The sequence below is a fragment of the Actinokineospora auranticolor genome, from assembly GCF_041897805.1.
Lineage (GTDB): Bacteria > Actinomycetota > Actinomycetes > Mycobacteriales > Pseudonocardiaceae > Actinokineospora > Actinokineospora auranticolor.
Map to the genome: position 1 here is coordinate 2,906,387 of NZ_CP154825.1, position 22,556 is coordinate 2,928,942.

23 protein-coding genes and 1 pseudogene are annotated in these 22,556 nt (G+C 71.6%); 14 read left to right on the forward strand and 10 right to left on the reverse strand.

The genetic code is table 11. The features are described from left to right. Positions 1-238 precede the first annotated feature (238 nt). The 5 genes and pseudogenes from V5P93_RS13285 to V5P93_RS13305 all read right to left on the reverse strand — a co-directional run. Positions 239-580, reverse strand: a complete 342-nt coding sequence (locus V5P93_RS13285) for an STAS domain-containing protein (RefSeq protein WP_181043592.1) — start codon at positions 578-580, stop codon at positions 239-241. Positions 581-802: 222 nt separating this feature from the next. Beyond that, positions 803-1,771: a LuxR family transcriptional regulator gene (locus tag V5P93_RS13290; protein ID WP_104480321.1), complete on the reverse strand. Its 969-nt coding sequence runs from the start codon at positions 1,769-1,771 to the stop codon at positions 803-805. Positions 1,772-1,872: 101 nt separating this feature from the next. After that, positions 1,873-3,036 (reverse strand): hypothetical protein, encoded by a 1,164-nt coding sequence (locus tag V5P93_RS13295; protein WP_104480320.1) that lies wholly within the window; start codon positions 3,034-3,036, stop codon positions 1,873-1,875. Between the two features lie 207 nt (positions 3,037-3,243). Further along, positions 3,244-3,669 carry a proprotein convertase P-domain-containing protein gene (locus tag V5P93_RS13300; RefSeq protein WP_374066492.1) on the reverse strand — a complete coding sequence of 142 codons (426 nt, stop codon included), beginning with the start codon at positions 3,667-3,669 and terminating at the stop codon, positions 3,244-3,246. Beyond that, a pseudogene (locus V5P93_RS13305) lies at positions 3,646-4,860 on the reverse strand (M14 family metallopeptidase); the annotation flags it as partial. The gene V5P93_RS13300 and the pseudogene V5P93_RS13305, both read right to left, overlap by 24 nt. 562 nt (positions 4,861-5,422) lie before the next feature. Between V5P93_RS13305 and V5P93_RS13310 the strand changes: the two are divergent. Further along, the gene (locus V5P93_RS13310; protein ID WP_104480318.1) at positions 5,423-6,319 is read left to right on the forward strand and encodes a transcriptional regulator; all 897 of its coding nucleotides are present in this window, start codon (positions 5,423-5,425) and stop codon (positions 6,317-6,319) included. Positions 6,320-6,434: 115 nt separating this feature from the next. On the opposite strand, the gene V5P93_RS13315 is transcribed toward V5P93_RS13310, so the two are convergent. Both V5P93_RS13315 and V5P93_RS13320 read right to left on the reverse strand, forming a co-directional pair. Next, positions 6,435-7,064, reverse strand: coding sequence for a cation transporter (locus tag V5P93_RS13315; protein WP_104480317.1), 630 nt, complete (start codon positions 7,062-7,064; stop codon positions 6,435-6,437). Further along, the gene (locus tag V5P93_RS13320) at positions 7,061-7,378 is read right to left on the reverse strand and encodes a helix-turn-helix transcriptional regulator (RefSeq protein WP_104480316.1); all 318 of its coding nucleotides are present in this window, start codon (positions 7,376-7,378) and stop codon (positions 7,061-7,063) included. Before V5P93_RS13320 ends, V5P93_RS13315 begins: the two co-directional genes overlap by 4 nt. 63 nt (positions 7,379-7,441) lie before the next feature. Here V5P93_RS13320 and V5P93_RS13325 point away from each other — a divergent pair, with 63 nt between their 5' ends. Both V5P93_RS13325 and V5P93_RS13330 read left to right on the forward strand, forming a co-directional pair. Continuing rightward, positions 7,442-7,783, forward strand: coding sequence for a hypothetical protein (locus V5P93_RS13325; RefSeq protein ID WP_104480315.1), 342 nt, complete (start codon positions 7,442-7,444; stop codon positions 7,781-7,783). Beyond that, on the forward strand, positions 7,780-8,670 hold the full coding sequence (locus V5P93_RS13330) for a carbohydrate kinase (RefSeq protein ID WP_104480314.1): 891 nt from the start codon (positions 7,780-7,782) through the stop codon (positions 8,668-8,670). The genes V5P93_RS13325 and V5P93_RS13330 overlap by 4 nt, the downstream gene beginning before the upstream one ends. 14 nt (positions 8,671-8,684) lie before the next feature. On the opposite strand, the gene V5P93_RS13335 is transcribed toward V5P93_RS13330, so the two are convergent. Then, positions 8,685-8,846 carry a hypothetical protein gene (locus tag V5P93_RS13335; protein WP_374066014.1) on the reverse strand — a complete coding sequence of 54 codons (162 nt, stop codon included), beginning with the start codon at positions 8,844-8,846 and terminating at the stop codon, positions 8,685-8,687. Positions 8,847-8,877: 31 nt separating this feature from the next. Between V5P93_RS13335 and V5P93_RS13340 the strand changes: the two genes are divergently transcribed. Then, positions 8,878-9,720, forward strand: coding sequence for an SAM-dependent methyltransferase (locus tag V5P93_RS13340; RefSeq protein ID WP_104480313.1), 843 nt, complete (start codon positions 8,878-8,880; stop codon positions 9,718-9,720). Positions 9,721-10,688: 968 nt separating this feature from the next. Here the strand turns inward: V5P93_RS13340 and V5P93_RS13345 are convergent. Beyond that, complete coding sequence (locus V5P93_RS13345; protein WP_104480312.1) at positions 10,689-11,621, reverse strand: LysR family transcriptional regulator; 933 nt, start codon at positions 11,619-11,621, stop codon at positions 10,689-10,691. Between the two features lie 70 nt (positions 11,622-11,691). Here V5P93_RS13345 and V5P93_RS13350 point away from each other — a divergent pair, with 70 nt between their 5' ends. Next, positions 11,692-12,048 (forward strand): nuclear transport factor 2 family protein, encoded by a 357-nt coding sequence (locus V5P93_RS13350; RefSeq protein WP_104480311.1) that lies wholly within the window; start codon positions 11,692-11,694, stop codon positions 12,046-12,048. Here the strand turns inward: V5P93_RS13350 and V5P93_RS13355 are convergent. Further along, a complete protein-coding gene (locus tag V5P93_RS13355) occupies positions 12,005-12,787 on the reverse strand; it encodes an EI24 domain-containing protein (RefSeq protein WP_104480310.1) in 783 nt (260 codons plus the stop codon). The two genes, V5P93_RS13350 and V5P93_RS13355, sit on opposite strands and share 44 nt — an antisense overlap. 85 nt (positions 12,788-12,872) lie before the next feature. Between V5P93_RS13355 and V5P93_RS13360 the strand changes: the two genes are divergently transcribed. From V5P93_RS13360 to V5P93_RS13400, 9 genes are all read left to right on the forward strand, one after another. Beyond that, positions 12,873-14,753 carry an ABC transporter ATP-binding protein gene (locus V5P93_RS13360; protein WP_104480309.1) on the forward strand — a complete coding sequence of 627 codons (1,881 nt, stop codon included), beginning with the start codon at positions 12,873-12,875 and terminating at the stop codon, positions 14,751-14,753. Between the two features lie 148 nt (positions 14,754-14,901). Beyond that, entirely contained in the window at positions 14,902-15,285 is a 384-nt protein-coding gene (locus V5P93_RS13365) for a transposase family protein (RefSeq protein WP_104480308.1), read from the forward strand. Positions 15,286-16,006: 721 nt separating this feature from the next. Next, positions 16,007-16,249, forward strand: coding sequence for a hypothetical protein (locus V5P93_RS13370; RefSeq protein WP_104480307.1), 243 nt, complete (start codon positions 16,007-16,009; stop codon positions 16,247-16,249). A 114-nt stretch (positions 16,250-16,363) separates the two neighbouring features. Continuing rightward, a complete protein-coding gene (locus V5P93_RS13375) occupies positions 16,364-17,464 on the forward strand; it encodes a sensor histidine kinase (RefSeq protein WP_245931383.1) in 1,101 nt (366 codons plus the stop codon). Further along, entirely contained in the window at positions 17,461-18,228 is a 768-nt protein-coding gene (locus tag V5P93_RS13380) for a LytTR family DNA-binding domain-containing protein (RefSeq protein ID WP_104480306.1), read from the forward strand. The genes V5P93_RS13375 and V5P93_RS13380 overlap by 4 nt, the downstream gene beginning before the upstream one ends. Then, positions 18,225-18,602: a hypothetical protein gene (locus V5P93_RS13385; RefSeq protein WP_104480305.1), complete on the forward strand. Its 378-nt coding sequence runs from the start codon at positions 18,225-18,227 to the stop codon at positions 18,600-18,602. The genes V5P93_RS13380 and V5P93_RS13385 overlap by 4 nt, the downstream gene beginning before the upstream one ends. After that, positions 18,599-20,368 carry a cation acetate symporter gene (locus V5P93_RS13390; protein ID WP_104480304.1) on the forward strand — a complete coding sequence of 590 codons (1,770 nt, stop codon included), beginning with the start codon at positions 18,599-18,601 and terminating at the stop codon, positions 20,366-20,368. Before V5P93_RS13385 ends, V5P93_RS13390 begins: the two co-directional genes overlap by 4 nt. Before the next feature lie 70 nt (positions 20,369-20,438). Next, the gene (locus V5P93_RS13395; protein ID WP_104480303.1) at positions 20,439-20,792 is read left to right on the forward strand and encodes a DUF485 domain-containing protein; all 354 of its coding nucleotides are present in this window, start codon (positions 20,439-20,441) and stop codon (positions 20,790-20,792) included. Continuing rightward, positions 20,789-22,414, forward strand: a complete 1,626-nt coding sequence (locus V5P93_RS13400) for a cation acetate symporter (RefSeq protein WP_104480302.1) — start codon at positions 20,789-20,791, stop codon at positions 22,412-22,414. The genes V5P93_RS13395 and V5P93_RS13400 overlap by 4 nt, the downstream gene beginning before the upstream one ends. Positions 22,415-22,556 lie beyond the last annotated feature (142 nt).

The window sequence follows — 22,556 nt, forward strand, 5'->3', positions numbered from 1 at the left end:
ATCAACGCACGCCTCCGGCCCCAACGGCACTCCGCAGGCCGCAAGGCGATCAACGCACGCCTCCGGCCCCAGCGACACCCCACGGGCCACAAAGCGATCAACCCGGCCACGCCCGCAACCGGCACCCCGCAGACCGCAAGATGATCAACGCATGCCTCCGGCCCCCACTATCCATCCTAGCCAAGAGGACCGACAAAACCGCCCAAAGATGATCAAGCCTGTGGACAACCTCAAGAGATCAGGCGTCAACCGTCAACGCGTCAGCGACGGTGCGATACGGCGCGATCGCCTCGATGGTGCCCGTGACCTCCATAGCCCGCAGCACCGCGGGCACACACGCCGCCACCCGCACACTCCCCAACGCCGTCCGCCGCGTCTCCGCCAGCAACTCCAGGCCGCACGACCCGATGAACCCCACCGCCCCCAGGTCGACGACCAAGAGCGCAGGCGCCCGGCGCAGCCGCACCGCCAGGGCGGCTTCCACGGTGGGGCAGGTGGCCAGGTCTATGTCCCCGCTCAACCGGAGCACCGGGGCTCTGCGGTCGTGCGAGATGGCGAGTTCCAGAGGGGTCGACCTCATGTGGCGCTCCCAGGTGTCGGGGCGGCCACGAAGAAAATGTAGTCCGAGTTCGGTCTGACACCCGAATGGCATCTCCGACGCGGCGTCACCGGATGATCGTGACAGCGTGATCGTGACAACCCCGACGCTACGCCCTCCGCCCCCGGACTCAAACCCCCGGCCCGGGTGACCACCGGCTCGACCGAACGTGATCGGTCGGTGACCCGCTGTCCACTTCCCCTGCTAGATCCACCCCCGCCGGGCCGCCAGCATGCCCGCCTGGAACCGGGTGTCGGCGCCGAGGGTGGTCATCATCTCCGCGATCCGGCGGACCACCGTGCGCTGCGCCACCCCCAGCGCGCGGGCGATGGCCTGGTCTTTCAGGCCCGCCGCCATCAGGGACAGCACTTGGCGGTCGCGGTCGGACAGCCCCTCGCGCGGGGGTTGGCTGCCGCCGTGCACCGGCGCGGCCTGTTCCCACAGCGCCTCGAAGCACACCACCAGGCCCTCGACCAGCGGTGCGGCGTGCACCAGCAGACGCGTCCTGGTTTCCGCGGCGGCGAACGAGACCGGCATCAGCGCGACGCGGCGGTCCACGATGAGCATCTTCATCGGTGCCGACGCGAGTGTGCGCGCCTGCTCGCCCGCCGCGATGCAGGCCATCATCTGCTCGTAGTGGCCGGGCAACTGCAAGGCGGGTCCGTGGTAGAGCGAGCGGTACCGCACGCCGCGCCGCAGGGTCACGAGTTCCTGGTCGTTCTGCACCGGTGTGCCGTGCAGGTACGGCGGCGCGTCGATGATCAGCACCTCGTCCTGCGCGCTCAACTGCATCTGCGCCAACCGGTGCTGGATGACGTCGTTGCCCTCCAGGATCTCCACCACGTCCGTCTCGGCCGACGCGGGTGTCTCCCGCAGCCGCAGCGCCAGTTCCCTGGCCGAGGCGCGCAGCCCCTCCAACTCCTGTTGCCTGCGCGAGACGAGCGCGTCGATGGACACCTCCGGCGGGGCCACGACGTAGCGCATGGGGCGGGCCAGCAGGGTGGTGACCAACCCGGCCTCGGTGAGGGTGCGCAACGCGCGGCGGACGGCCGGGAGCGCGAGTTCGGCGGATTCCGCGATGTCCTGCGCCGTCCCGCGCGGGGTGGTGGCGAGGGCGAGGTACACCGCGTTGTCGGTCTCGTTGAGCCCGACCGGCCCTAACAGGTGTGCCATCCCGACACCCTAGTGCCTTGATCGAGTCCGGGTGCCGGGAAACATATTCCCGGGTGGAGCCCCGGGCCGGGCCCGAGGCTCCACAGTGGACGAAGAGTGGACTAGCGCGGCGGTCGGACGGTCCAGCGCAGCGGCACGGTCTCCCACTGCGGCGTCACCGCCCGCCCGATGATCACGCCCTGGTTGTTCAGCGCGGTCGGCATCGCGTTGGTCGAGTTCGGCGCGCCCGCCGTGCCGAGGTCGGTGACCCGGCCCTGCCGCCACAGGAAGGCCTGCCGCCGCGAGTAGTCCGGGGTCTCGCTCCAGCCGACCACGTCACCGAGGTCGTTGACCGCCACCGCGCCGCTCGCCCCGCCCAGCGGCGACCCGAGGTCGACCACCCGGCCGTCGCGCCACAGCACCGCGCGGTTGCCGGAGGTGCCGACGATGTCGCCGCGTTCGTTGACCGCCTGCCGGTTCGCCGACACCGACGACCACGTCGCCGACGGCAGCGCGGGCAGCCCGGTCACCGCCGCGCCGTCCCAGCGCACCGCGTTGGTGCCGATGGTGCCCACGATCGCGCCCCGGTCGTTGATCGCCGACACCGACGCCAGGCCGGTCGCGCCGGGCAGCCAGGCCAGCTCCTCGCACGTCGCGCCCTGGCACCGGAACGCGTACGGGTGGTTGCCGAACTGCGGCACGTACGCGCCCGCCAGCACGCCGTTGTTGTTCACCGCGTTGAGGCTCAGGTGCGGACCCGGCACGGGCAGGCCGACGAACGCGCCGTCCTTCCAGTAGCCGACGCGCTCCATGTGGTAGCTCTGGGTCGTGCTGGGGAAGGCGACCGGCGCGGTGCCGTCGTCGGCGATCGGGCCGGTGATCGCGAACGCCCGGTTGGGCAGCGGCAGCGCGGTCGACGTGCCGCGGAAGTACAGCCGCGGCGTGCGCTCGTACGCGCCGACCGACCCGGACACCTGTTCGCCGCCCACGACCTGGCCGCGCTCGTTGATCCCGGTGGCGGCGCCGGGACCGAGGTCGGTGACGGTCGCGCCGCGCCACAGCACGGCGCGCGACGCCCCGGGGCCGCGGCTGCCGCCGACGATCTCGCCGCGCTCGTTGAGCGCGACCGCGTCGGCGCTGGTGTGGCCGGGTGGCAGGGGCAGGGGAGCGGCGGAGAGCACCGGACCGCGGTCGTCCGCGGCCGACGCGGGCGCGGCCACCGGGGCCAGCGCCAGGAGCAGCAGCGCCGCGGGGAACACGCGGCGCGGAGCAGGGAGTTGAGACATGTTCAGCAGGCTGCTCCGGTGAGATGGCCCAGGGCTATACGCCGTACGGCCCAAACCCGCACAGTTCACCCGTTTACTGCTTGGCCGTCGAAGTACCGCTGCTAGACGGGTGAATTCGCGCTGTTCGCCCGGTGTGCGGACGGCGAAAAATAAGTGTCACCCCCGCCTGACCGACCTAGGCGGGGGTGACGTCCGGCTACCTGGAAGCTAGAAGGAGAGCTTCCAGCCGTCGATGTAGCCGGTGTCCGAGCGGTAGGTGTCCTGGGCCTTCAGCCGCCAGGTGCCGTTGGCGACCTCGGAGGAGGCGTTCACGGTGTAGGTGGCGAGGATGTTGTCGGCCGAGTCGCTGGTGCTGGAGTTCTTCAGCCGGTAGGTGCTGCCGTCGGGGGCGACCAGGTCGACCACGACGTCACCGCGGAAGGTGTGCTTGATGTCGACGTCCACCTTCAACGTCGCGGGCGCGTTGCCCGGCACCCCGGTGACCGCGATGTCGCTGTAGACGGCCGCCCCCGCGTCCGGGATGTCCACGTTGGCGGTGTTCTCGAAGACCTTGCCACCCGGCGGGTTCGTGCCGCCGCAGGTGCCGCCGGTCGCGCGCGGCGGGCAGTCGGCGTAGTCGAGCAGGTGCAGCACGGCGTTCTTGTTGCGCGCGGTCTCCCGGCCGATCACCTCGTCGGGCGGGTAGAAGCCGCCGCCGGAGCCCGAGCTGGTCGGGTACATCTCGAAGGTGAACGCCCAGATCTTGTGCACGCCCCACAGGTAGTCGTCGATCGCGCCGTCGGTGATGTAGAGCGCCGAGTCCTGCTCGGGGGTGTAGCCGTTGGTCTGCGCCATCGCGCGGCCCAGCGTCTGGAAGGTGTTGTACTCGCTCTGCGTCATGCCCGGCACGACCTGCGACTGCGTCCACCCGAACGGCCACATGACCAGCTCGCTGTAGGAGTGGAAGTCGATGGCCGCGGTGATCTGCTGCTTGCCGCCGACGTTGCGGCTCTTCACGAAGTTCTGCACCGACGACACCTCGGGCGCCGACCCGGCGAAGGTGCCGCGGTAGGTGTCGGAGGAGGGGCTCGTGGAGGAACCGTTGCAGCAGCCCCACTTGAAGTCCCAGTTGCGGTTGAGGTCGGTGCCGACCGCGGTGGAACCCGAGTTGGCCTGGCGGTTCTTGCGCCAGCTGCGGTACGAGCCCGTGGCGATGTCGTACTCGCCGCCGTCGGGGTTGAGGTCGGGCAGGATCCAGATCTCCCGGCTGTCCACCAGCGCCTTGACCCGGCTGTCGGTGGCGTAGGAGCCGGTGAACAGGTTGACCAGGTACAGCGCCATCTCGACGGTGATGTGCTCGCGGGCGTGCTGGTGGTGGGTGAACAGCACCTCCGGCTCGTCCTCGTCGGTCGCCGCGTTGTCCGAGATCTTGATCGCGTACAGGTCCCGGCCCTGCGACGACTTGCCGACCACCTGCTTGGTGATCAGGTTGGGGTAGGCGGCGACGGCTTTGTCGATCTCGGCGGTCATCTCGGCGTAGTTGTGGTACCCCGAGTCCGCGCTGGGGAAGTCCAGCGGGTTCGCGAGCCCGCGGCCGGTCGGCGCGGCGGCGTCGGGGGTCACGGTGAAGCCGAGCGCGCGGATCCGGGCGACCTCCTCGGGGGTCGCGGTGATCAGCGTGCGGCTGTCCTCGCGGCCGTTGATCGCGGCGCCGGTGGCCGCGACGGCGGTGCGCTGCTCGACCGTGCGCACACCGCTGACGGTGTACTCGGCGGTCGCGCGCGGCTCGGCGGCCGCGGCCGTGGCGACGCTGGTCGCCGGTGCCGCCGTGGTCACCACGACCATGGCGGTCAGCGCGCAGGCGAGCAGGGAAAGACGAGTGCGTTTCAAGGTACCTCCCGCAGGGAGCGCCGGTGACGGCGCTGGAGGGAACGGCACGCCGTCGGCGCGCGCGCACCCTCACCCGGAACACCCGCCGACCGCGTTACCCGGCGAATACTGGCCCGACGGGTCCGGGTGCGGCAAGGGGAGGATCCCGATGGGATGTTGCCGGATCTTTCCCAGTCGAGAATTGCGTATTGGGAATCACCCAACAGGGCGATGCGCGGGTGTGGAATCGGGTTATCAGCAGGTCAGCGACGTAACGCTGGGCGATCGCCGCTCGGTGGTAAAGATGAAACCCGCACGCCACGAACGTGACGGAGAATCGTCCGACTCGCCCGGGCCCGGTTTCCCTCAGTCATGACGCGGCGGGAAAACCCTAGTCGGATCGGGTCGCGTACGGGCCTATCAGGGAATAGGACGTCGATTTCCGTGAGCGTTCTGGTGATTGTGACCGCGCATGGCAGGGCCGCCGCAACGAACCGCCTCTTCCCACGAACGGGCGAGGAAAGCTACGTTCCGGGAGGTGACCGTCCCGGCCCCCGGCTGCTTCGCCGATGCCCTGCGCGCGGCGATCCAGGTCCGCGAGACCACCCTGGAGCGACTCGCCGAGCAACTGCGCGCCCGCGGCACGCCGGTCAGCCTGGCGACCCTGAGCTACTGGCAGACCGGCCGCAGCCGCCCCGAACGCCCCCGGTCGTTGGCCGCGCTCGACCACCTGGAGGCGCTGCTCGGCCTGGCGCCCGGGTCGCTGCGGTCGCTGCTGGAGGCCCCCAAGCCGCGCGGCCGGGCGGCCCGCCGCGTGCCGCAGCCGCTGGCCGTGTCGGCGCCGTGGTCGGACATGGGGGAGTTCCGCAGGTTGGTGGCGGAGCTGGACCTGAGCCAGGATGCCCTGCTGACCAGGCTGAGCGCCCACGACCACATCGAGATCGGCGCCGACCGGGTCAAGAGGGTCCAGCGCACCCGCCAGGTATTGCGCGCGGAACGTGATGGTGTGGACCGGATCGTGGTCACCAGCTGGGCGGAGCGCCGAGGAGGTCCGCCACCTTCGGTGACGGGCCTGCGCAACTGCACCGTCGGTCGGGTCAACATCGACCGCACGGGCGGCCAGATCGCGGCGGAACTCCTCTTCGACCACACCCTGGCGCGCCGGGAGACGATCATCGTGGAGCACGAGTACCGGATTCCTCAGCCCAGTCCGATCGCGCTCGGGCACCAGAGGGTGAGCAGGCTGCCGGTGCGGGGGTATCTGTTGGAGGTTCGGTTCGATCCGCGGGCGCTGCCGAGGTACTGCGTCCAGTACTCGGAGATCGGGGGTCGAGAACAGGTTCGGGCTGTTGATCTGGACTCCGCGCACACGGCTCACGCCTACGCGACTGACTTGCAGGGCCGCTACGGCCTTCGCTGGGCTTGGGGCCGCTAGGCGGAGTTGTCCACAGGCTCGCTGTTGATCTTCCGGTTTTGTCGGTCGCCCTGGCTAGGATGGATAGTGGGGGCCGGAGGCGCGCCTTGATCATCAGGGGCCGCTGGGCTGCGGGTCAGCAGCAGTGCTCGCCCCGCCAAGCCGTGCGGCCCTCGTTCACCGCCGCCGCCGCGATTGCCAGGCCGACCACCGGGTCTGCCCACCACCAGCCCAGCCACGAGTTGAGCAGCAACCCCACCAGCAGTACCCCCGACAGGTACGTGCACAGCAACGTCTGCCGGGAGTCCGCCACCGCGCTCGCCGACCCCAGCTCCCGCCCCGCCCGCCGCTGCGCCGCCGACAGGAACGGCATGACCGCCAACGACACCGCCGCCAGTGCGATGCCGACCGTCGAGTGGGCCGCGACCTCCCCACCCGCCAGCGCCCGGGCGGATTCGATCGCCACGTAGGCGGCCAGTGCGAAGAACGACACCGCGATGACCCGCAGGGCCGCGCGTTCGCGCTTGGCGTGGTCCGTGCCGGAGAACTGCCAGGCGACGGCCGTTGCCGAGGCGACCTCGATCACCGAGTCGAGGCCGAAGCCGATCAGCGCCGTTGAGGACGCGACCGCGCCTGCGGTGATTGCGACGACCGCTTCGGCAACGTTGTAGGTGATGGTGGCACCGACCAGCCATCGGACCCGGCGGGTGAGCAACGTTGTGCGTTCTGCGGTCGTGTTGCAACACGCACACGCGTCGGTGCTCATCCGTTCAGGCACGTCTCATCGGTGTCCACGGCCAGCACCACCTTGACCAGTTCGCCCAGCGCCCGCGCCAGGTGTTCGTCGGCTGGCGCGTACCGCACCTGGCGGCCCTCGTAGGTGGCCACGAGCAGCCCGCAGCCGCGCAGGCACGACAGGTGGTTGGAGACGTTGGAGCGCGTCAGGCCCAGGTGGTCGGCGAGGTGCGCGGGGTAGCTGACCCCGTCCAGCACGGCGACCAGGATCCGGCAGCGGGTCGGGTCGGCGAGCGCCTTGCCGAGGCGGGCGAGGGCGTCCTCCCGTGTTTCACACTTCAGCACAGCGGAAACCGTACAGCATCCACTGAACTGTCGGTTGTCGGTCCCGTGCGGCATGCTGGGCTCGTGACCATGGAACCGCTGTTCCCGCAGGCCGCCGAGCAAGACCCGCTGTACGCGGCGCTGTCGTCGGTCGCGCGCCAGGAGGCCGCCCGGTTCGCCGACCGGAACCTGCGGGTGCGGCGGTCGCCGGTGGTGCACGCCGTGCGGATGGTGCCGTGGGTGTCCGGGCTGACCATGCCCGCGCCCGCCTGCGGCCAGGGCTGGTCCGGCGCGGGCGCGGGCGAGCTGCACCCGGTCGCCGAGACGGTCAACTGCGGGCACTGCCGCGCCTCCGCCGAGGCCCGCGCCGCCGCGGTCGCGGGCGACCAGGCGTCCCAACCGCAGCTGCCGTTCCCGCGCCAGTGATCAGCGTCGTCGGCGAGGCCCTGGTCGACATGATCGCCGACGGCCGGGTGTTCACCGCGCACCCCGGCGGCAGCCCGGCGAACGTCGCCGTGGGGCTGGCGCGGCTCGGGGTGCCGGTCGCGCTGTCGACGAGCATCGGCGACGACCTGCTCGGTGCCCTGCTGCGCGAACACCTCGCCGAGGTCTCCCTGCGCACCCTCGACACCGCCGCGACCAGCGTCGCCTTCGCCTCGACCGACCTCGACGGCGTCGCCGCCTACGACTTCCGCATCGGCTGGGACGTCGACCGCGTCCCGGCCGTCGAGGGCGCCACCTGCCTGCACACCGGGTCGCTGGCCGCCGCGCTGTCGCCCCGCGCCGTCGAGGACGCGATGCGCGCCGCGCGCGATGCCGGGCGCACGGTGTCCTACGACCCGAACATCCGGCCGTCCCTCGCGGGTGCCGTGGCGGACGAGCGGGCGCGGGTGGCGCGGCAAGTGGCGCTGGCGGACGTCGTGAAGGCCAGCGCGGAGGACCTCGCCTGGCTCTACCCGTCCGTCGATCCGGTGTTTCACTCCAACGAGTGGCTGGGTCGGGGGCCGAGGCTGGTGGTGGTCACGCTCGGTTCCCGGGGTGCGCACGCGATCACGGCCAACACCCGGCTCACCCGACCCGCCCCGCAGGTCACCGCGGTCGACACCGTCGGCGCGGGTGACGCGTTCACCGCGGGCCTGCTGTGCGTGCTCTCCCGGTCCGGCCTGCTGGGGCCCGGCGCCGACCCGAGCACCCTCGACCTGGCGACCGCACTCGACTTCGCGTGCACCGTCGCCGCCACCACCTGCACGCGCGCGGGTGCCGACCCGCCCTCGCTCGCCGAGTTGGGGACCGCGGTCGACGCGTTGCCCTAGTCGCGCACGGTGGGCTACAAACCGTCACCGGGCGCAGTGGCCGTACCCCACACGTACCAGCGGGCCTCCGACTTCCGGGTGACGATGACCGGACGGGGCGCGAACGCAGCGGAGAACGAGTACGACGTACGACGGGGGCTGTCCGCGATGGCCACCCGGTGTCCTACCCTGTTCACCGTCCGTCGCCGCTCCTGTGGAGTCCGTCACATGTCCGCTGCCGAACGCTCGCCGTGGGACCCCCGCCCGCCGGGGGCCTCCCTCGACTTCGACGCGCCCAACCAGGCGCGGCTGTTCGACGCGCTGCTCGGCGGGCGGGACAACTACGCCGCCGACCGCGAGGTCGTCGCCCGGCTCGCCGCGATGGCCCCCGGCGTCGAGCAGATGGCCCGCGACCACCGCGAGTGGGTGGGTCGGGTCCTGCGGCTGCTGGTCACGCGGCGTGGCGTCGACCAGTTCCTCGACCTGGGCTCGGGACTGCCGTCCGGCGACAACACCCACCAGATCGTGCAGCGGCAGAACCCCGAGGCGAAGGTCGTCTACATCGACAACGACCCGGTCGTCCTCGCGCACGGCCGCGCGCTGCTGGAGGAGAACGAGTACACGCACATGCTCGACTTCGACATCACCCGCCCGGACCGGGTCACCACCGACCCCGGCCTGCGCAAGTGCGTCGACTTCGACCGCCCGATGGCGGTCCTGCTGTGCGCGGTGACCGGCCACATCCTCGACGACGACGTGGTCCGCGCCCTGGTGCGCGGCTGGGTGGAGGCCCTGCCGTCGGGTTCGTACCTGGTGCTGAGCCAGCAGTACGACCCGGCCGACGGCAGCGTGCACAGCGTGCTGGCGCGGACGCTGTTCAAGGAGTTCATGGGGACGGCGGTGGCGACGTCGTTCCGGGAGCGGCCGGAGATCGAGGGGTACTTCGAGGGGTTGCGGCTCATCGAGCCGGGCCTGGTGCTGCTGCACAAGTGGTGGCCCGACGGTCCCCGGCTGACACCGCTGTGCGAACTCAACCACCTGATGCTGGGCGCGCTCGCGCAGAAGCCCTGATTCGCGCGGGGTCGTGCTCGTTGCCCAGGTGTCGTTGGCCTCGGAGCGCTCGCCTGTCAGTGGATCGGCTCAACAGTCATCCGCCTCGCGCTGATCTTGGTATGCCTCCGGCCCCCGGTTTCCATTCTAGTCGCGGGCACCGACAGTGCTGAGCGAAGACGATCAAGCCTGTGGACACCTCGGTGGCCTGCGCGACCGAGGTGGTGCTGTGGACATCGGGGTCCGGGTGGGTCGTGCCTGGTTTGGTGAGGGCGGGTCCGGTGGTCGGGCCGGCGATCGCGGCGGTGGTGGAGGGGCGCACGGTTTGGCGGGGCGAGCGCTGCTGCTGACCCACTGCCCAGCGTGCCCTGATGATCAAGGCGCGCCTCCGGCCCCCGGTGTCCATGCTACCGGCGCACACCGACAGTTCCGGCCGTAGTTGATCAAGGCTGTGGACAACTGGCTTCGCCCGTAACGATTTCAGCTCGGAGTAGTCCCCATGCCTGCGATTTGTCCACAGTGGAGCAATTTGCCGGTCTGGTGCCGCCGCACGCGGCTTGGCGGAGGTGCGGAGGGAGGTCAATCCGGTCTTGGGCTCGAGCGTTGTATTCAGTGGATGTAGGCCGCTATGAGGCGCGGTGGGCTGACCGCTCGCGGCTGTCGATGTGGAGCTCGTGAACGCCGCGATCTCGTTGATGCGCAAGAGATTCGGGGTTGCGGACGACGGTGCGCGGGCGGGGCGATCTGCGAGGCGTACGAGGTCGACGGTCGGGTTGTGGCGTCGGTGTGCGTGGTCGACGCTCCGGCCGGGCCCGCTGGCTCCGTGCGGTGTGTGCCAAGAGCGCCTTTTCGCCTCCGGCCCGGAGGTCGAGGTGGGAGTGCCGGATCTGGCCGAGGCGCCTGGCCTGTCGAACCGGCGGCGGGCAACGGCTGCCGGTGGCGGCCAGACCTCCTGCCCCTGCCGGGCGCCTCGGCCGTGTTGACCCGGATCATTCGTGTGCACCGGCAATGGCGGATGCCTGGGGGTGGGTCGTGTGTCCGGGGGTGGGGGCGCGGCGGGCGGCGGTGATCAGGGCTTGGGCGGGTGGGCTCAGGGGGCCTTCGGCGCGCCACGCGAGTTCGATGCGGCCTCGGGGTTCGGGGTCGGTCAAGGGGATGTGGCGGGTCGTGGTCGGGTGGAGGGCGGCGACGGGGGCGGGGACGACGGCTACACCCATGCCGCGAGCCGCGAGCTTGACCAGGACCTCCGGGGCGCTCGCCTCGAACCCGATACGCGGGGTGAAGCCTGCCGTGGCGCAGGACTGCTCGAGTGCGGCCCGCAGGCCCGTCCCCGGCGGCAGGCTGCCCAGGACGCGGTCGGCGAGGGCGGCCAACGGCAGGGACGCGCGGGTCGCGAGCGGGTCATCCGGGATGACGACGGCGACCAGCGGCTCATCGGTCACGACAACCCCCGTCAGACCGTCCGGCGTCCGGCCCGCCGTGCTGACCCAGGCGAGGTCGATGGTTCCGGTGATCAGTCCCTCGACCAGGTTGTCCGACGTGTCCTCCCGCAGACTGACCTCCACCCGGGGGTGCGCGGTGTGGAAGTCCGCCAGCAGGTCGATCAGGTTGTCGGCGGGTGTGGCCGTCAGCATCCCGACCGTCACCCGCCCCCGCAGCAGCCCCGCCAACTCGTCCACCGCCAGCCGCCCGTCGTCGATGGCTCTCAGGGCGGCTCGGGCGTAGGGGAGCAGGGCCTCGCCCGCCTGGGTGAGGCGGATGGTGCGGCCCGTGCGGTCGAACAGTTCCTGGCCCAGCTCCCGCTCCAGGCGGCGGATCTGGACGCTCACCCCGGGCTGCGCCACGTGCGCGCGTGCCGCCGCCCGGGTGAAGCCGCCTTCCTCGGTGATGGCGAGGAAGTACTCCAGTTGCCGTAGTTCCATAAGCGTCAGTTCTAGCATCAGCAACGAGCCGCTATTCGACTTATGGGTCGACGCGGCACAGACTCGGGGTATGACCAAGACACCCCGTGCGGCCGTGGAGACCTACTTCGACGCGTGGCGGGAGCGGGACTTCGCGCGGTTCCGGTCCGTCCTCGCCGACGACGTCACCTTCCGCGGGCCCCTCGGCACCGCCGACAACGCCGACGAGGCACGGGCGGGCATCGAAGGGCTCTCCAAGATCGTCACCGGGATCGACGTCGTGCACCGCTTCGTCGACGGGCCTGACGTCCTCACCTGGTTCGAGCTGCGCACCGCCGACGCCCCGCCCGTGCCCACCGCCAACTGGAGTCACGTGGTGGACGGGCTGATCACCCGGATCCGGGTCACCTTCGACCCGCGCCCGCTGCTGCCGGGACCCGGTCGATGACCTGGTGCGCCAGCAGCGTGCCGCCCGCCATCGCCGCCGGGAAGACGAACAGGGCGGCCAGCGGCACCAGGCACAGCAGGTAGACCGGCACCGCCAGCCCCAGCGTCAGCGCGCGGCGGGTCTTCAGGGCCCGCCGCCGCGCCCGCAGGCTGACGCCGCGCCGGACGAACGGGATCGCGGTCAGCTCGATCGCCAGCATCCACGCGCCGACGCACACCGCCAGCACCGGCACCACCGTCTGCCCCACCACCGGGATGAACCCGGCCGCGAACAGCACGACGGCCCACAGCAGCCCCCGCACGACCAGCAGCACCGCGTCGCGCAGCCCGATCCACGCGGCCCGCCCCCAGCCGATCTCCTGGGCCGACGGCACACCGCCGAGCTCCCGGTCCTCGACCTCCTCGGCGATGCTCTCGTAGAACGGACCGCCGACGATCAGCGTCAGCGCGCAGAACAGCACCTGCGACAGCGCGATCGCGCCCACCACGACCGAGATGCCCACGCTCACGCGCAGCAGCGTCCGCCACAGCGCCGCCCAGTCGTCGGCGAAGGGGGTCGCCCAGGCGACCAGGTCGCCGACCGAGAACGCCAGGCCGATGAGCGCGGCGAAGAGCAGGACGCTGGTCACCAGGGCGGGCAGCGCGCCCCGCACCAGCAGGCGGCGGTCGCTGAGGACCAGCCGGAAGCCGCGGGCCAGCAGGCCGACGCCCGCACCGAAGTCGCGAAGGGGAGTGATCACGACGGGAATCGTACAAATCGACTTGACCTCCAGTTCGCCTTAGCTCCTACTGTCGCCCGCGCACCCCCGACGGCAGGAGTCACCGATGGACATGAACATGACCGCGTGGAGCACGCTCTACCGCACCATGCACGCCCAGCAGGACCAGCGGACGCTCACCCGCGCGACGCTGCGTCGGATCCTGGTCTTCGCCCGCCCGCACCGATCCCGCATCGTGCGGTTCCTGCTGGTCAGCGTGGTGCTGTCGGCGTTGGCCGTGGCCACGCCCGTGCTCGCCGGGTGGGTGGTCGACGCGATAGTCCAGCGATCATCACCGGGGGTGGTGATCGGCCTGGCCGCGGTCATCGCCGTCGCCGCCGTCCTCGAGGCCGGGTTCGGCCTGGTCAGCCGGTTCCTGTCGGCGAGCATCGGCGAGAGCCTGATCCTCGACCTGCGCACCCGCGTGTTCGACCACGTGCAGCGGATGCCCGTCGCGTTCTTCACCCGCACCCGCACCGGGGCGCTGGTCAGCAGGCTCGGGCACGACGTCATCGGGGCGCAACGGGCCTTCAGCGACGTCCTGTCCGGGATCGTCGGCAACCTGGTCACGCTCACCCTGACGCTGGTCGTGATGATCGGCATCTCGTGGCAGGTGACGCTGCTGGCGCTGGTGCTGCTGCCGGTGTTCGTCATCCCCGCGCGGCGCATGGGCGCGCGGCTGGCCGGGCTGCAGCGGGAGGCGGCCGAGCACAACGCGGCGATGAGCACGCAGATGACCGAGCGGTTCTCCGCGCCGGGCGCGACGCTGGTCAAGCTGTTCGGGCGGCCCGCGCAGGAGTCGCGAGAGTTCGCGCTGCGCGCCGGGCGGGTGCGCGACATCGGCGTGCGCTCGGCGATGGTGCAGTGGGTGTTCGTCACCGCGCTGACCCTGGTGTCGGCGCTGGCCCTGGCTCTGGTCTACGGGCTCGGCGGCTACCTGGCGATCACCGACGCGCTGGAGCCGGGCGCGGTCGTGTCCCTGGCGCTGCTGCTGACCAGGCTCTACTCGCCGCTGACCGCGCTCGCGGGCGCCCGGGTGGAGGCGATGAGCGCGCTGGTCAGCTTCGAGCGGGTGTTCGAGGTGCTGGACCTGCCGCCGCTGATCAGCGACGCGCCGGACGCGCGGGCGGTGCCGGACGGGCCGGTGTCGGTGGAGTTCGACGGGGTGGGCTTCGCGTACCCGTCGGCGGACAAGGTGTCGCTGGCGTCGTTGGAGGAGGTCGCGACGCTGGACACGCGCGGCGGCGTCGAGGTCCTGCGCGACGTGTCGTTCCGCGCCGAGCCGGGGCAGCTGGTCGCGCTGGTCGGGTCGTCCGGCGCGGGCAAGTCGACGATCGCCCAGCTCACCCCCCGGCTCTACGACGTGGACACGGGTGCGGTGCGGCTGTCCGGTGTGGACGTGCGGGAGCTGACGTCGGAGTCCATTCGGGACGCGCTCGGCATGGTCACCCAGGACGGGCACCTGTTCCACGACACGATCCGGGCCAACCTGCTGCTGGCCCGCCCCGAGGCCGCCGAGGCCGAGGTGTGGGACGCGCTGCGCCGCGCCCGGCTCGAAGACCTGGTCCGGTCGCTGCCGGACGGCCTGGACACCGTCGTCGGTGAACGCGGCTACCGGCTCTCCGGCGGTGAACGCCAGCGCCTCACCATCGCCCGACTCCTGCTGGCCCGCCCCCGAGTGGTGATCCTCGACGAGGCCACGGCCCACCTGGACTCCACCTCGGAGGCGGCGGTGCAGGCGGCGCTCGCGGAGGCGCTGGAGGGCCGAACGGCCCTGGTCATCGCCCACCGGCTGTCCACGATCCGCGCGGCGGACCTGATCCTGGTCGTGGAAGCGGGCCAGGTGGTGGAGCGCGGCGGACACGAGGAACTGCTGGCGGCCGGTGGGCGGTACGCCGAGCTGTACCGGACGCAGTTCGCCAGTGAAGATCAACCCGCCGTGGCCTGATGGCCGATTCTCGCTTTCCTTCACATAACTCGGAGTTGTCCACAGAGGCTTATTCACAACCCCGGGGTGAGTATCCGAAAGTAAGAGGTGGCGGCCCGTTTGGGAGAATTCAGTTACCGCACATCACTCTCAAAAACGGACCGCCTTCATGTGTCATATCACCGGCCTCACCCGAGGCCGTGTCGAGGAATTGTGCGCTTTGATCCACGAAGCCACCAGCGAATCGATTCGCCGGTGGCCGCCGGTTCTGGTTTTACATCGGTCCGTAGTGGTCACGTTGGCGTACTTGCGGCGGAATCGAGTGCAAGCGGAGTTGGCGGAAGCGTTCGAGGTGTCACAGCCGACGATCAGTCGGGTGATCGCGGCGATGACACCATTGTTGGCCGGCGTGCTCGAACAGTGCATTCCCGCGGCCGACGATCTCTCGACGACCGCAACTCCCACAGAGAGCCCAGCACCTGGCTCGGCGACAATGGAGCAGGGCTGTCCCCCGAGGTGGGCGGGGGCTGTCTTTTGGGGGCCGGGGCGGTGAAATAGCCGGGGTGCTGGCTGCGTGGGCGGGTTGGCTGCCTTGGGGTGGCGGCGTAGGCGATGTCGAGGCGATTGTCACCCGGTGGTGGCGCGGTATGCGATCCACATGTTGTGGTCGGGGCTGCCGAATCCGCTCCATTGCTGTGTGAGGCTCGTGGCGACGGGTGTTGCCTGGCTGTTCGTGCGAGCCGGGGTTCCGCAGCGCAGGCCTTTGCTGACGGCGGGTTCCCGCTGCTTCCCCACACGCGTCCGGAGTTGTCCACAGGAGGACGTCACCCGCTTCCCTCGCCCGGCACCGCGAAGTGGAGTCACAACAAGGGGTTCCCCTTGGCGGGCGACCCCTCGCGGGCGTAGAGGTCCCGGATGCGGGAGGGGAGGGGCGGAGGATCCGCCCGAGAGGTGCAGGGGACGTGGTGCGGCGGAAGGTGTTGTGCGGGAGTGCGGGGAGTGGGGCCTAAGGAAGGGGAGCGGGCCGGGGAAGCGCTGGTTCAGCACGTGTTCCGGATCGTGGACTTCGTCAGGTTCCGCGGGTGTGGTCACCGCTCCGGGGGCGTCCGATCGAGTGAAGTCCGTCCCGTCAGTCCGGAAAGGACAGTGCGCCCCCGAGGGGGCCTGCGCCCGTCCGCACCGGGGATTGCCTGGGGTTGCGGGACATCGGAACGATGTTCGGCGCGTCCCGTTACGGCAACCGGGCGACTTTACCGATCCGGCATGCTGGACCAATGCCTACTCCCCCCTCGAGCGCGGTCAACGAGACCGCCGACGCCGTCCGGCAGGCGCTGGCCCTCGCGCACCCCACGGTGGCCGCCGACGTGGTCACGGCCGTGGTGTACCAGGCGGCGGGTGAGCTGGTCGGGCGATCCGCCGTGCCCGCGGACTTCGGGCGCCTGCTCCGCCGCCGGGCCAATGCCCGGCTCGCCGCGATGACCGGGATCCTCACCCCCATCCGCACCGCCAGACCCTGATCGGACGACGCCCACCGGGCCACCGCATGACCGCCCGTGGTGGGCGTCCACTACCTTCACCCCTTCGTGTGGTCGCGGCCTACGATGCGGGCAGCCGCCGAAGGGACTGTGCGGATGCCGCGGTCGAACGAGATGTCGGAGGGGGACGCGCCGTCGGATGGGGGCGCGCGCCTCGGCTTCCGGTCGTCCAAGACCGCCCGGCGCGACCCCACCGCCGTGCTGGCCATGGCCCGGCGCATCGGCGAGGACCTGGCCGACGGCCTGGCCGGGCCCGGTGTCCGCGCCGCCGCCCGGCGGGTGCGGGCGCTGCTCGGCGCCGACGCCGTCGGGGTCGTCGACCTCGCGGGCACCGCCACCTGGTCCGGCGCCGTCCCCCGGGGCACCCGCTGGCTCGCCCTGCTCGACCTCGCCCTGCACACCGAGACCCGCGCGGGTCGACCACCGCTCACCGCCGTCCCGCTGCACGTGCACGACGAACTCGCGGGCGTCCTCGTCGTCGCGGGCCGCACCCGGTCCGGGGCCATCCGGGAGGTGGCCGACTGGATGGTCGCCGCCCTCGAACGGGCCCGGCTGGAGGCCTCCGCCGAGTACGCCGCGCAGGCCGAGCTGCGGGCCCTGCGCGCCGAGATCTCGCCGCACTTCGTCTACAACGCGCTCACCGTCATCGCCTCGCTCGTGCACTCCGACCCGGACCGCTCGCACGAACTGATGCTCGATTTCGCCGACTACAACCGATACAGCCTGGCCAGCCACGGCGAATACACCACTGTGGCCGAGGAGTTCCACGCGATCGAGACCTACCTGGCACTGCAGCGCGCGGTGCTGGGCGACCGGCTGCGCGTCCAGGTGCGCGTGGCCCCCGAGGTGCTCGCCGTCGCCATCCCCTACCTGGTGCTGCAACCCCTGGTCGAGAACGCCGTGCGGCACGGCGTCGAGCCGCGCCCCGGCGGCGGGCTGGTGCAGGTGAGCGGCGAGGCCCAGGGCAGCGACTGCGTCATCACCGTCGAGGACGACGGCGTCGGCATGGCGCCCGCGCGCGCCGAGGCGATCCTCGCGGGCAAGGGCCCGGCCGAGAGCGTCGGCCTGGCCAACGTCGACCGGCGGCTGCGCACCGTCTACGGCCCCTGGTACGGGCTGGTGGTGGAGACCGAGCGGGACGCGGGCACCCGGATGGTCGTCCGGATGCCGATGTTCGCACCGGGGGTGGTGCCGTGAACGGGGTCCGGGTTCTCGCGGTCGACGACGTGCGCGCCGCGCTCGAGGAGCTGTGCAGGCTGCTGCGCGACGCCCCGGGCGTGGCCGAGGTGCGCGCGGCGGGCGACGCGGTCAGCGCGCTGCGGATCCTGCAGGCCGAGCGGTTCGACGCGGTCTTCCTCGACATCTCCATGCCGGGCCTCACCGGCCTGGAACTCGCCTCGCTGCTGGCCAAGCTGACCGAGCCGCCGGTGATCGTGTTCGTCACCGCGTTCGACGGCCACGCGGTCACCGCCTACGGCATCGGCGCCGTCGACTACCTGCTCAAGCCGGTCCGCGCCGAGCGGCTGGCCGAGGCGCTGGCCCGGGTCACCCGGATCGCCGAGTCCCGCAAGGCCGCCGCCGAACCCGAGGCCGCGAGCCCCGACGCCATGCCCGCGCTGCCGGTCGAGTCCGACGGCCGCACCCGCTACGTGCGGCGCGGCGACGTCAAGTTCGCCGAGGCGCACGGCGACTACGTGCGCCTGCACACCACCGCGGGCGTGCACCTGGTGCGGATGCCGATCTCCCGGTTGCAGGAGTACTGGGAAGGCTCCGGTTTCGCCCGCGTGCACCGCGGCTTCCTGGTCGCCCTGGACGCGGTGCGCGAGCTGCGCAGCGACTCCGTCGGCGGCATGCTCGCGCACACCGACCTCGGCGACGTGCCGGTCAGCCGCAGGCACGCCCGCGAACTGCGGGAACGGCTGCTGCGCGCGGCCCAGCGCGGCGAGTTGGGCAAGCGGTGAGCCCGCACCGCCGCGTCGCCGTCACCAGCCCGCAGACCCGCCTCGCGCACGCCCGCCGCAGGCACCGCACCGCGTGGCGCCCGCCGACGCTCGACCCGGCCGAGGTGCACGAGGCCGTGCGCGTCTTCCACGCGCAGCGCTCCCGCGCGGCCGTGGCGCTGGGCGCGCTGTCGGTGCTGCTGCTGGGGCTGCCGGTCGTGCTGAGCCTGGCGCCGTGGCTCGACCACGCGCGGGTGCTCGGCGTGCCGGTGTCGTGGGTCGCGCTCGTCGCGGTCCCGTTCCCGGCCATGGTCGCCATCGCGCACTGGCACCTGCGCCGGGCCGAGCGCGTGGAGGACGACTCCGAGCCGGGCACCCCGGGACCCGGCGGGTGATCGCGTTCTTCGCCGTCGCCCCGGTCGTGCTGGTGACGCTGCTGGTGGGCCTGCGCGGGGTCGCGGCCATGCGCACGACCTCGGACTTCCTGGTCGCCTCCCGCCGGGTGTCGCCGCTGCTGAACTCGGCGGCGGTGTCGGGGGAGTACCTGTCGGCGGCGTCGTTCCTCGGCGTGGCCGGGCTCGTCGTCAAGGACGGCGTGGGCGCGCTGTGGTACCCGGTCGGGTTCACCGCGGGCTACGTGGCGATGCTGGTCCTGGTCGCCGCCCCGATGCGCCGCTCCGGCGCGGTCACCGTCCCCGACTTCGCCGAGGCCCGGCTCGCCTCGACCCCGCTGCGCAAGCTCGCCGCGGTGACCGTGCTGGTGATCGCAGGCCTCTACCTGGTGCCGCAGTTCCGCACCGCGGGCCTGGTGCTCAGCGTGGTCAGCGGCGGACCGTACTGGGTGGGCGTGGTGATCGCGGCGGTCGTGGTCAGCGTGACCCTGGCCGTTGGCGGGATGCGCGCGGCGACGTACGTGCAGGCCTTCCAGTTCTGCTTCAAGCTGGTGCTGTTCATCGTCCCGGCCATCTGGCTGCTGCTCTCCGCCGGGCCCGCGGTGCGGCACGAGGCCGTGCACCCGGTCGAGTTCACCCACTTCGCCCGCGACACCCCGGTCGACTTCGGACTCGAGGTCACGCTGGAGGTCCACGAGCCCACCACCGTCCGCGCCTCCGACGGCCGGGTCTTCACCATCCCGCCCGGCGAGTTCCGCGTCGAGGACGGCGACACCCTCGTCTTCCCGGCGGGGGCGCCCGTGCCCGGTGTGCGCGGGGGAGCGGCCCCCGGCGGACCGGACTGGCAGCGGCCGCTGCTCGACCTGCAGGACGCGGGCCACCCGCTGCTGGGCACCTGGGCCGTGCTGCTGGCCACCATGCTCGGCACCATGGGCCTGCCGCACGTGCTCATGCGCTTCCACACCAGCCCCGACGGCCGCGCCGCGCGCCGCACCGCCGCGATCACCGTCGGCCTGCTCGGCGTCTTCTACCTCTTCCCCGGCGTCTACGGCACCCTCGCCAAGGTCCTGGTGCCGCAGCTCTACCTCTCCGGCGCCACCGACACCGCCGTCGTCGCCCTGCCGTCGCAAGTGGACAGCGGAGCGGCGGGCACGGTGTTCACCACCCTGCTGACCGCGGGCGCCTTCGCCGCGTTCCTGGCCACCTCGCTCGGGCTGCTGCTGGTCGTGGCGGGCGCGATCTCGCACGACCTGGTGCCCGGCGGGCTGGCCCGGCTGCGGTTCACCGTCGTCGCCGCGGCGGCGGCGGTCGTGCTGCTGGCGCTGCCGTCGGCCCGGCTGGACGCGGGTGTGCTGGTCACGTGGGGCTTCACCGTGGCCGCGTCGACGTTCTGCCCGCTGCTGGTGCTCGGCATCTGGTGGCCCCGGCTGACCGCGCCCGGCGCCATCGCCGGGGTCGCCGCCGGGTTGCTCGGCACGGCGGGCGCGATCGTGGCGACGCTGTTCGGGCCGCCGGTGTCCGGCTGGTTGGCCATACTGGTGGCGCAGCCCGCGCCCTGGTCCGTCCCGCTGGCCTTCGGCACCATGGTGGCGGTATCACTGCTGGGCCGTCCGCCTGCCTGGTCGTCGGCCGCGATGTTGCGGCTGCACCTGGTGGAACGCCGCACGTCGGTGCCCACCCGCGACCGCGGGCGTGACCTGGGCCACTCGTCCTGGTCGGCGCGCCGCTCGTCCGCCGTTCGTCGCATCATCCGTCGATTGAGCCGCTGATCCCCCGACGGCGAGCATCTCCTCCCTAACGTGACGCGGAACACCCCTGCCGCTGGAGAGGAGGCGTCGGATGGGCACTGCCAAGGCCCCGGACCCGACGGATCGCGAGATCCGGGAGGACACCTGGGAGGAGGTACACGCCAGCGCGGAGTTCGTCGAGCTGCGCAGGCGGTTACGCCGCTTCGTGTTCCCGATGACCGTGCTGTTCCTGGTGTGGTACCTGGTCTACGTCCTGCTCGCCGACTACGCCCACGGGTTCATGGCGACCCGGCTGGTCGGCAACCTCAACGTCGGGCTGCTGCTCGGACTGCTGCAGTTCGTCTCCACCTTCGTGATCACGAGCCGGTACGTGCGCTACGCCGACCGCAAGCTCGACCCGCTGGCCACCCGCATCCGCGAGACCGTGGAAGGTGGTGACCGGTGAGCCCGATCGCCGCCGGGGTCACCGGCAACAACCCCGCCCTCAACATCGGCATCTTCGCCGCCTTCGTGCTCATCACGCTGGTGGTGGTGTTCCGGGCGAGCCGCAACACCAAGACCGCCGCCGACTACTACGCCGCGGGCCGCAGCTTCACCGGCCCGCAGAACGGCGTGGCGATCTCCGGCGACTACCTGTCCGCCGCCTCGTTCCTGGGCATCGCGGGCGCCATCGCGCTCAACGGCTACGACGGCTTCCTGTACTCGATCGGCTTCCTGGTCGCCTGGTTGGTGGCCCTGCTGCTGGTCGCGGAACTGCTGCGCAACACCGGCAAGTACACGATGGGCGACGTGCTGGCGTTCCGGATGCGGCAGCGGCCGGTGCGCGCCGCCGCCGCCACCTCGACGCTGGTCGTGTCGTTCTTCTACCTGCTGGCGCAGATGGCGGGCGCGGGTGGCCTGGTCGCGCTGCTGCTCGGCGTCACCAACAAGGCCGGGCAGGCCGTGGTGATCGCCGTGGTCGGCGTCATCATGATCGTCTACGTGCTGGTCGGCGGCATGAAGGGCACCACCTGGGTCCAGATCATCAAGGCCGCGCTGCTGATCACCGGTGCGCTGGCCATGACCATCTGGGTACTGGCCCGCTTCGGCTTCAACCTCTCGGAGCTGCTCGGCGGCGCGGTCGACGCGAACACCAAGGCGGGCGCGAAGGTGCTGGAACCGGGCCTGCAGTACGGGGCCACCGGCACCAGCAAGCTCGACTTCCTCTCGCTCGGCCTCGCCCTGGTGCTCGGGACGGCGGGCCTGCCGCACATCCTGATGCGCTTCTACACCGTCCCCACGGCCAAGGAAGCCCGCCGCTCGGTGGTCTGGGCGATCTGGCTGATCGGCATCTTCTACCTGTTCACCCTGGTCCTGGGCTACGGCGCCGGGGCGATCGTCGGCCCGGACGCGATCCGCGCCGCGCCGGGCAAGGGCAACTCGGCGGCGCCGCTGCTGGCCCAGGCCCTGGGCGGCCCGGTCCTGCTGGGACTGATCGCGGCCGTCGCCTTCGCCACCATCCTCGCGGTGGTGGCCGGGTTGACGATCACGGCGTCGGCGTCGTTCGCGCACGACATCTACGCCAACGTCATCAAGAAGGGCGAGTTGTCGGACAAGAACGCGGAGGTCCGGGTCGCCCGGATCACCGCGGTCGTGATCGGGATCGTGGCCATCGTCGGCGGCATCGTCGCGAACGGGCAGAACGTCGCGTTCCTGGTGGCACTCGCCTTCGCCGTCGCGGCGTCGGCGAACCTCCCGACCATCCTGTACTCGCTGTTCTGGAAGCGCTTCAACACCCAGGGCGCGTTGTGGAGCACCTACGGCGGCCTCGCGATCAGCATCGTGCTGATCGTGTTCTCCCCGGCCGTGTCGGGCAAACCGTCGACGGCGTCGACCCCGTCGATGATCTCCGGGGTGGACTTCCACTGGTTCCCGCTGGAGAACCCGGGCATCGTGTCGATCCCGCTGGCGTTCCTGCTGGGGTGGCTGGGGACGGTGCTGTCGAAGGAGCGCAGCGGCCCGAAGTACGCGGAGATGGAGGTCCGGGCCCTGACGGGCGCGGGCGCGGAGAAAGCGGTCGAACACTGACCACCGCGGATCACGGCTGATCGGGCCGGAAGAGCGACAGGCCGGGCGAACCGATCCGCTCGGCCTGCTCGCTGTGACCTGGCCGAGGCGCCATCTCTCGGTGGGACGCCCCACGAGTGGCCGAGCACTGGCAGTTGCCCGG

What these genes read in the sequence shown, in the direction of transcription:
- V5P93_RS13285 (WP_181043592.1), bottom strand. Translation starts at nt 580, where the DNA reads ATGAGGTCGACCCCTCTGGAACTCGCCATCTCGCACGACCGCAGAGCC.
- V5P93_RS13290 (WP_104480321.1), bottom strand. Translation starts at nt 1,771, where the DNA reads ATGGCACACCTGTTAGGGCCGGTCGGGCTCAACGAGACCGACAACGCG.
- V5P93_RS13295 (WP_104480320.1), bottom strand. Translation starts at nt 3,036, where the DNA reads ATGTCTCAACTCCCTGCTCCGCGCCGCGTGTTCCCCGCGGCGCTGCTG.
- V5P93_RS13315 (WP_104480317.1), bottom strand. Translation starts at nt 7,064, where the DNA reads ATGAGCACCGACGCGTGTGCGTGTTGCAACACGACCGCAGAACGCACA.
- V5P93_RS13340 (WP_104480313.1), top strand. Translation starts at nt 8,878, where the DNA reads ATGTCCGCTGCCGAACGCTCGCCGTGGGACCCCCGCCCGCCGGGGGCC.
- V5P93_RS13345 (WP_104480312.1), bottom strand. Translation starts at nt 11,621, where the DNA reads ATGGAACTACGGCAACTGGAGTACTTCCTCGCCATCACCGAGGAAGGC.
- V5P93_RS13350 (WP_104480311.1), top strand. Translation starts at nt 11,692, where the DNA reads ATGACCAAGACACCCCGTGCGGCCGTGGAGACCTACTTCGACGCGTGG.
- V5P93_RS13360 (WP_104480309.1), top strand. Translation starts at nt 12,873, where the DNA reads ATGGACATGAACATGACCGCGTGGAGCACGCTCTACCGCACCATGCAC.
- V5P93_RS13365 (WP_104480308.1), top strand. Translation starts at nt 14,902, where the DNA reads ATGTGTCATATCACCGGCCTCACCCGAGGCCGTGTCGAGGAATTGTGC.
- V5P93_RS13370 (WP_104480307.1), top strand. Translation starts at nt 16,007, where the DNA reads ATGCCTACTCCCCCCTCGAGCGCGGTCAACGAGACCGCCGACGCCGTC.
- V5P93_RS13375 (WP_245931383.1), top strand. Translation starts at nt 16,364, where the DNA reads ATGCCGCGGTCGAACGAGATGTCGGAGGGGGACGCGCCGTCGGATGGG.
- V5P93_RS13395 (WP_104480303.1), top strand. Translation starts at nt 20,439, where the DNA reads ATGGGCACTGCCAAGGCCCCGGACCCGACGGATCGCGAGATCCGGGAG.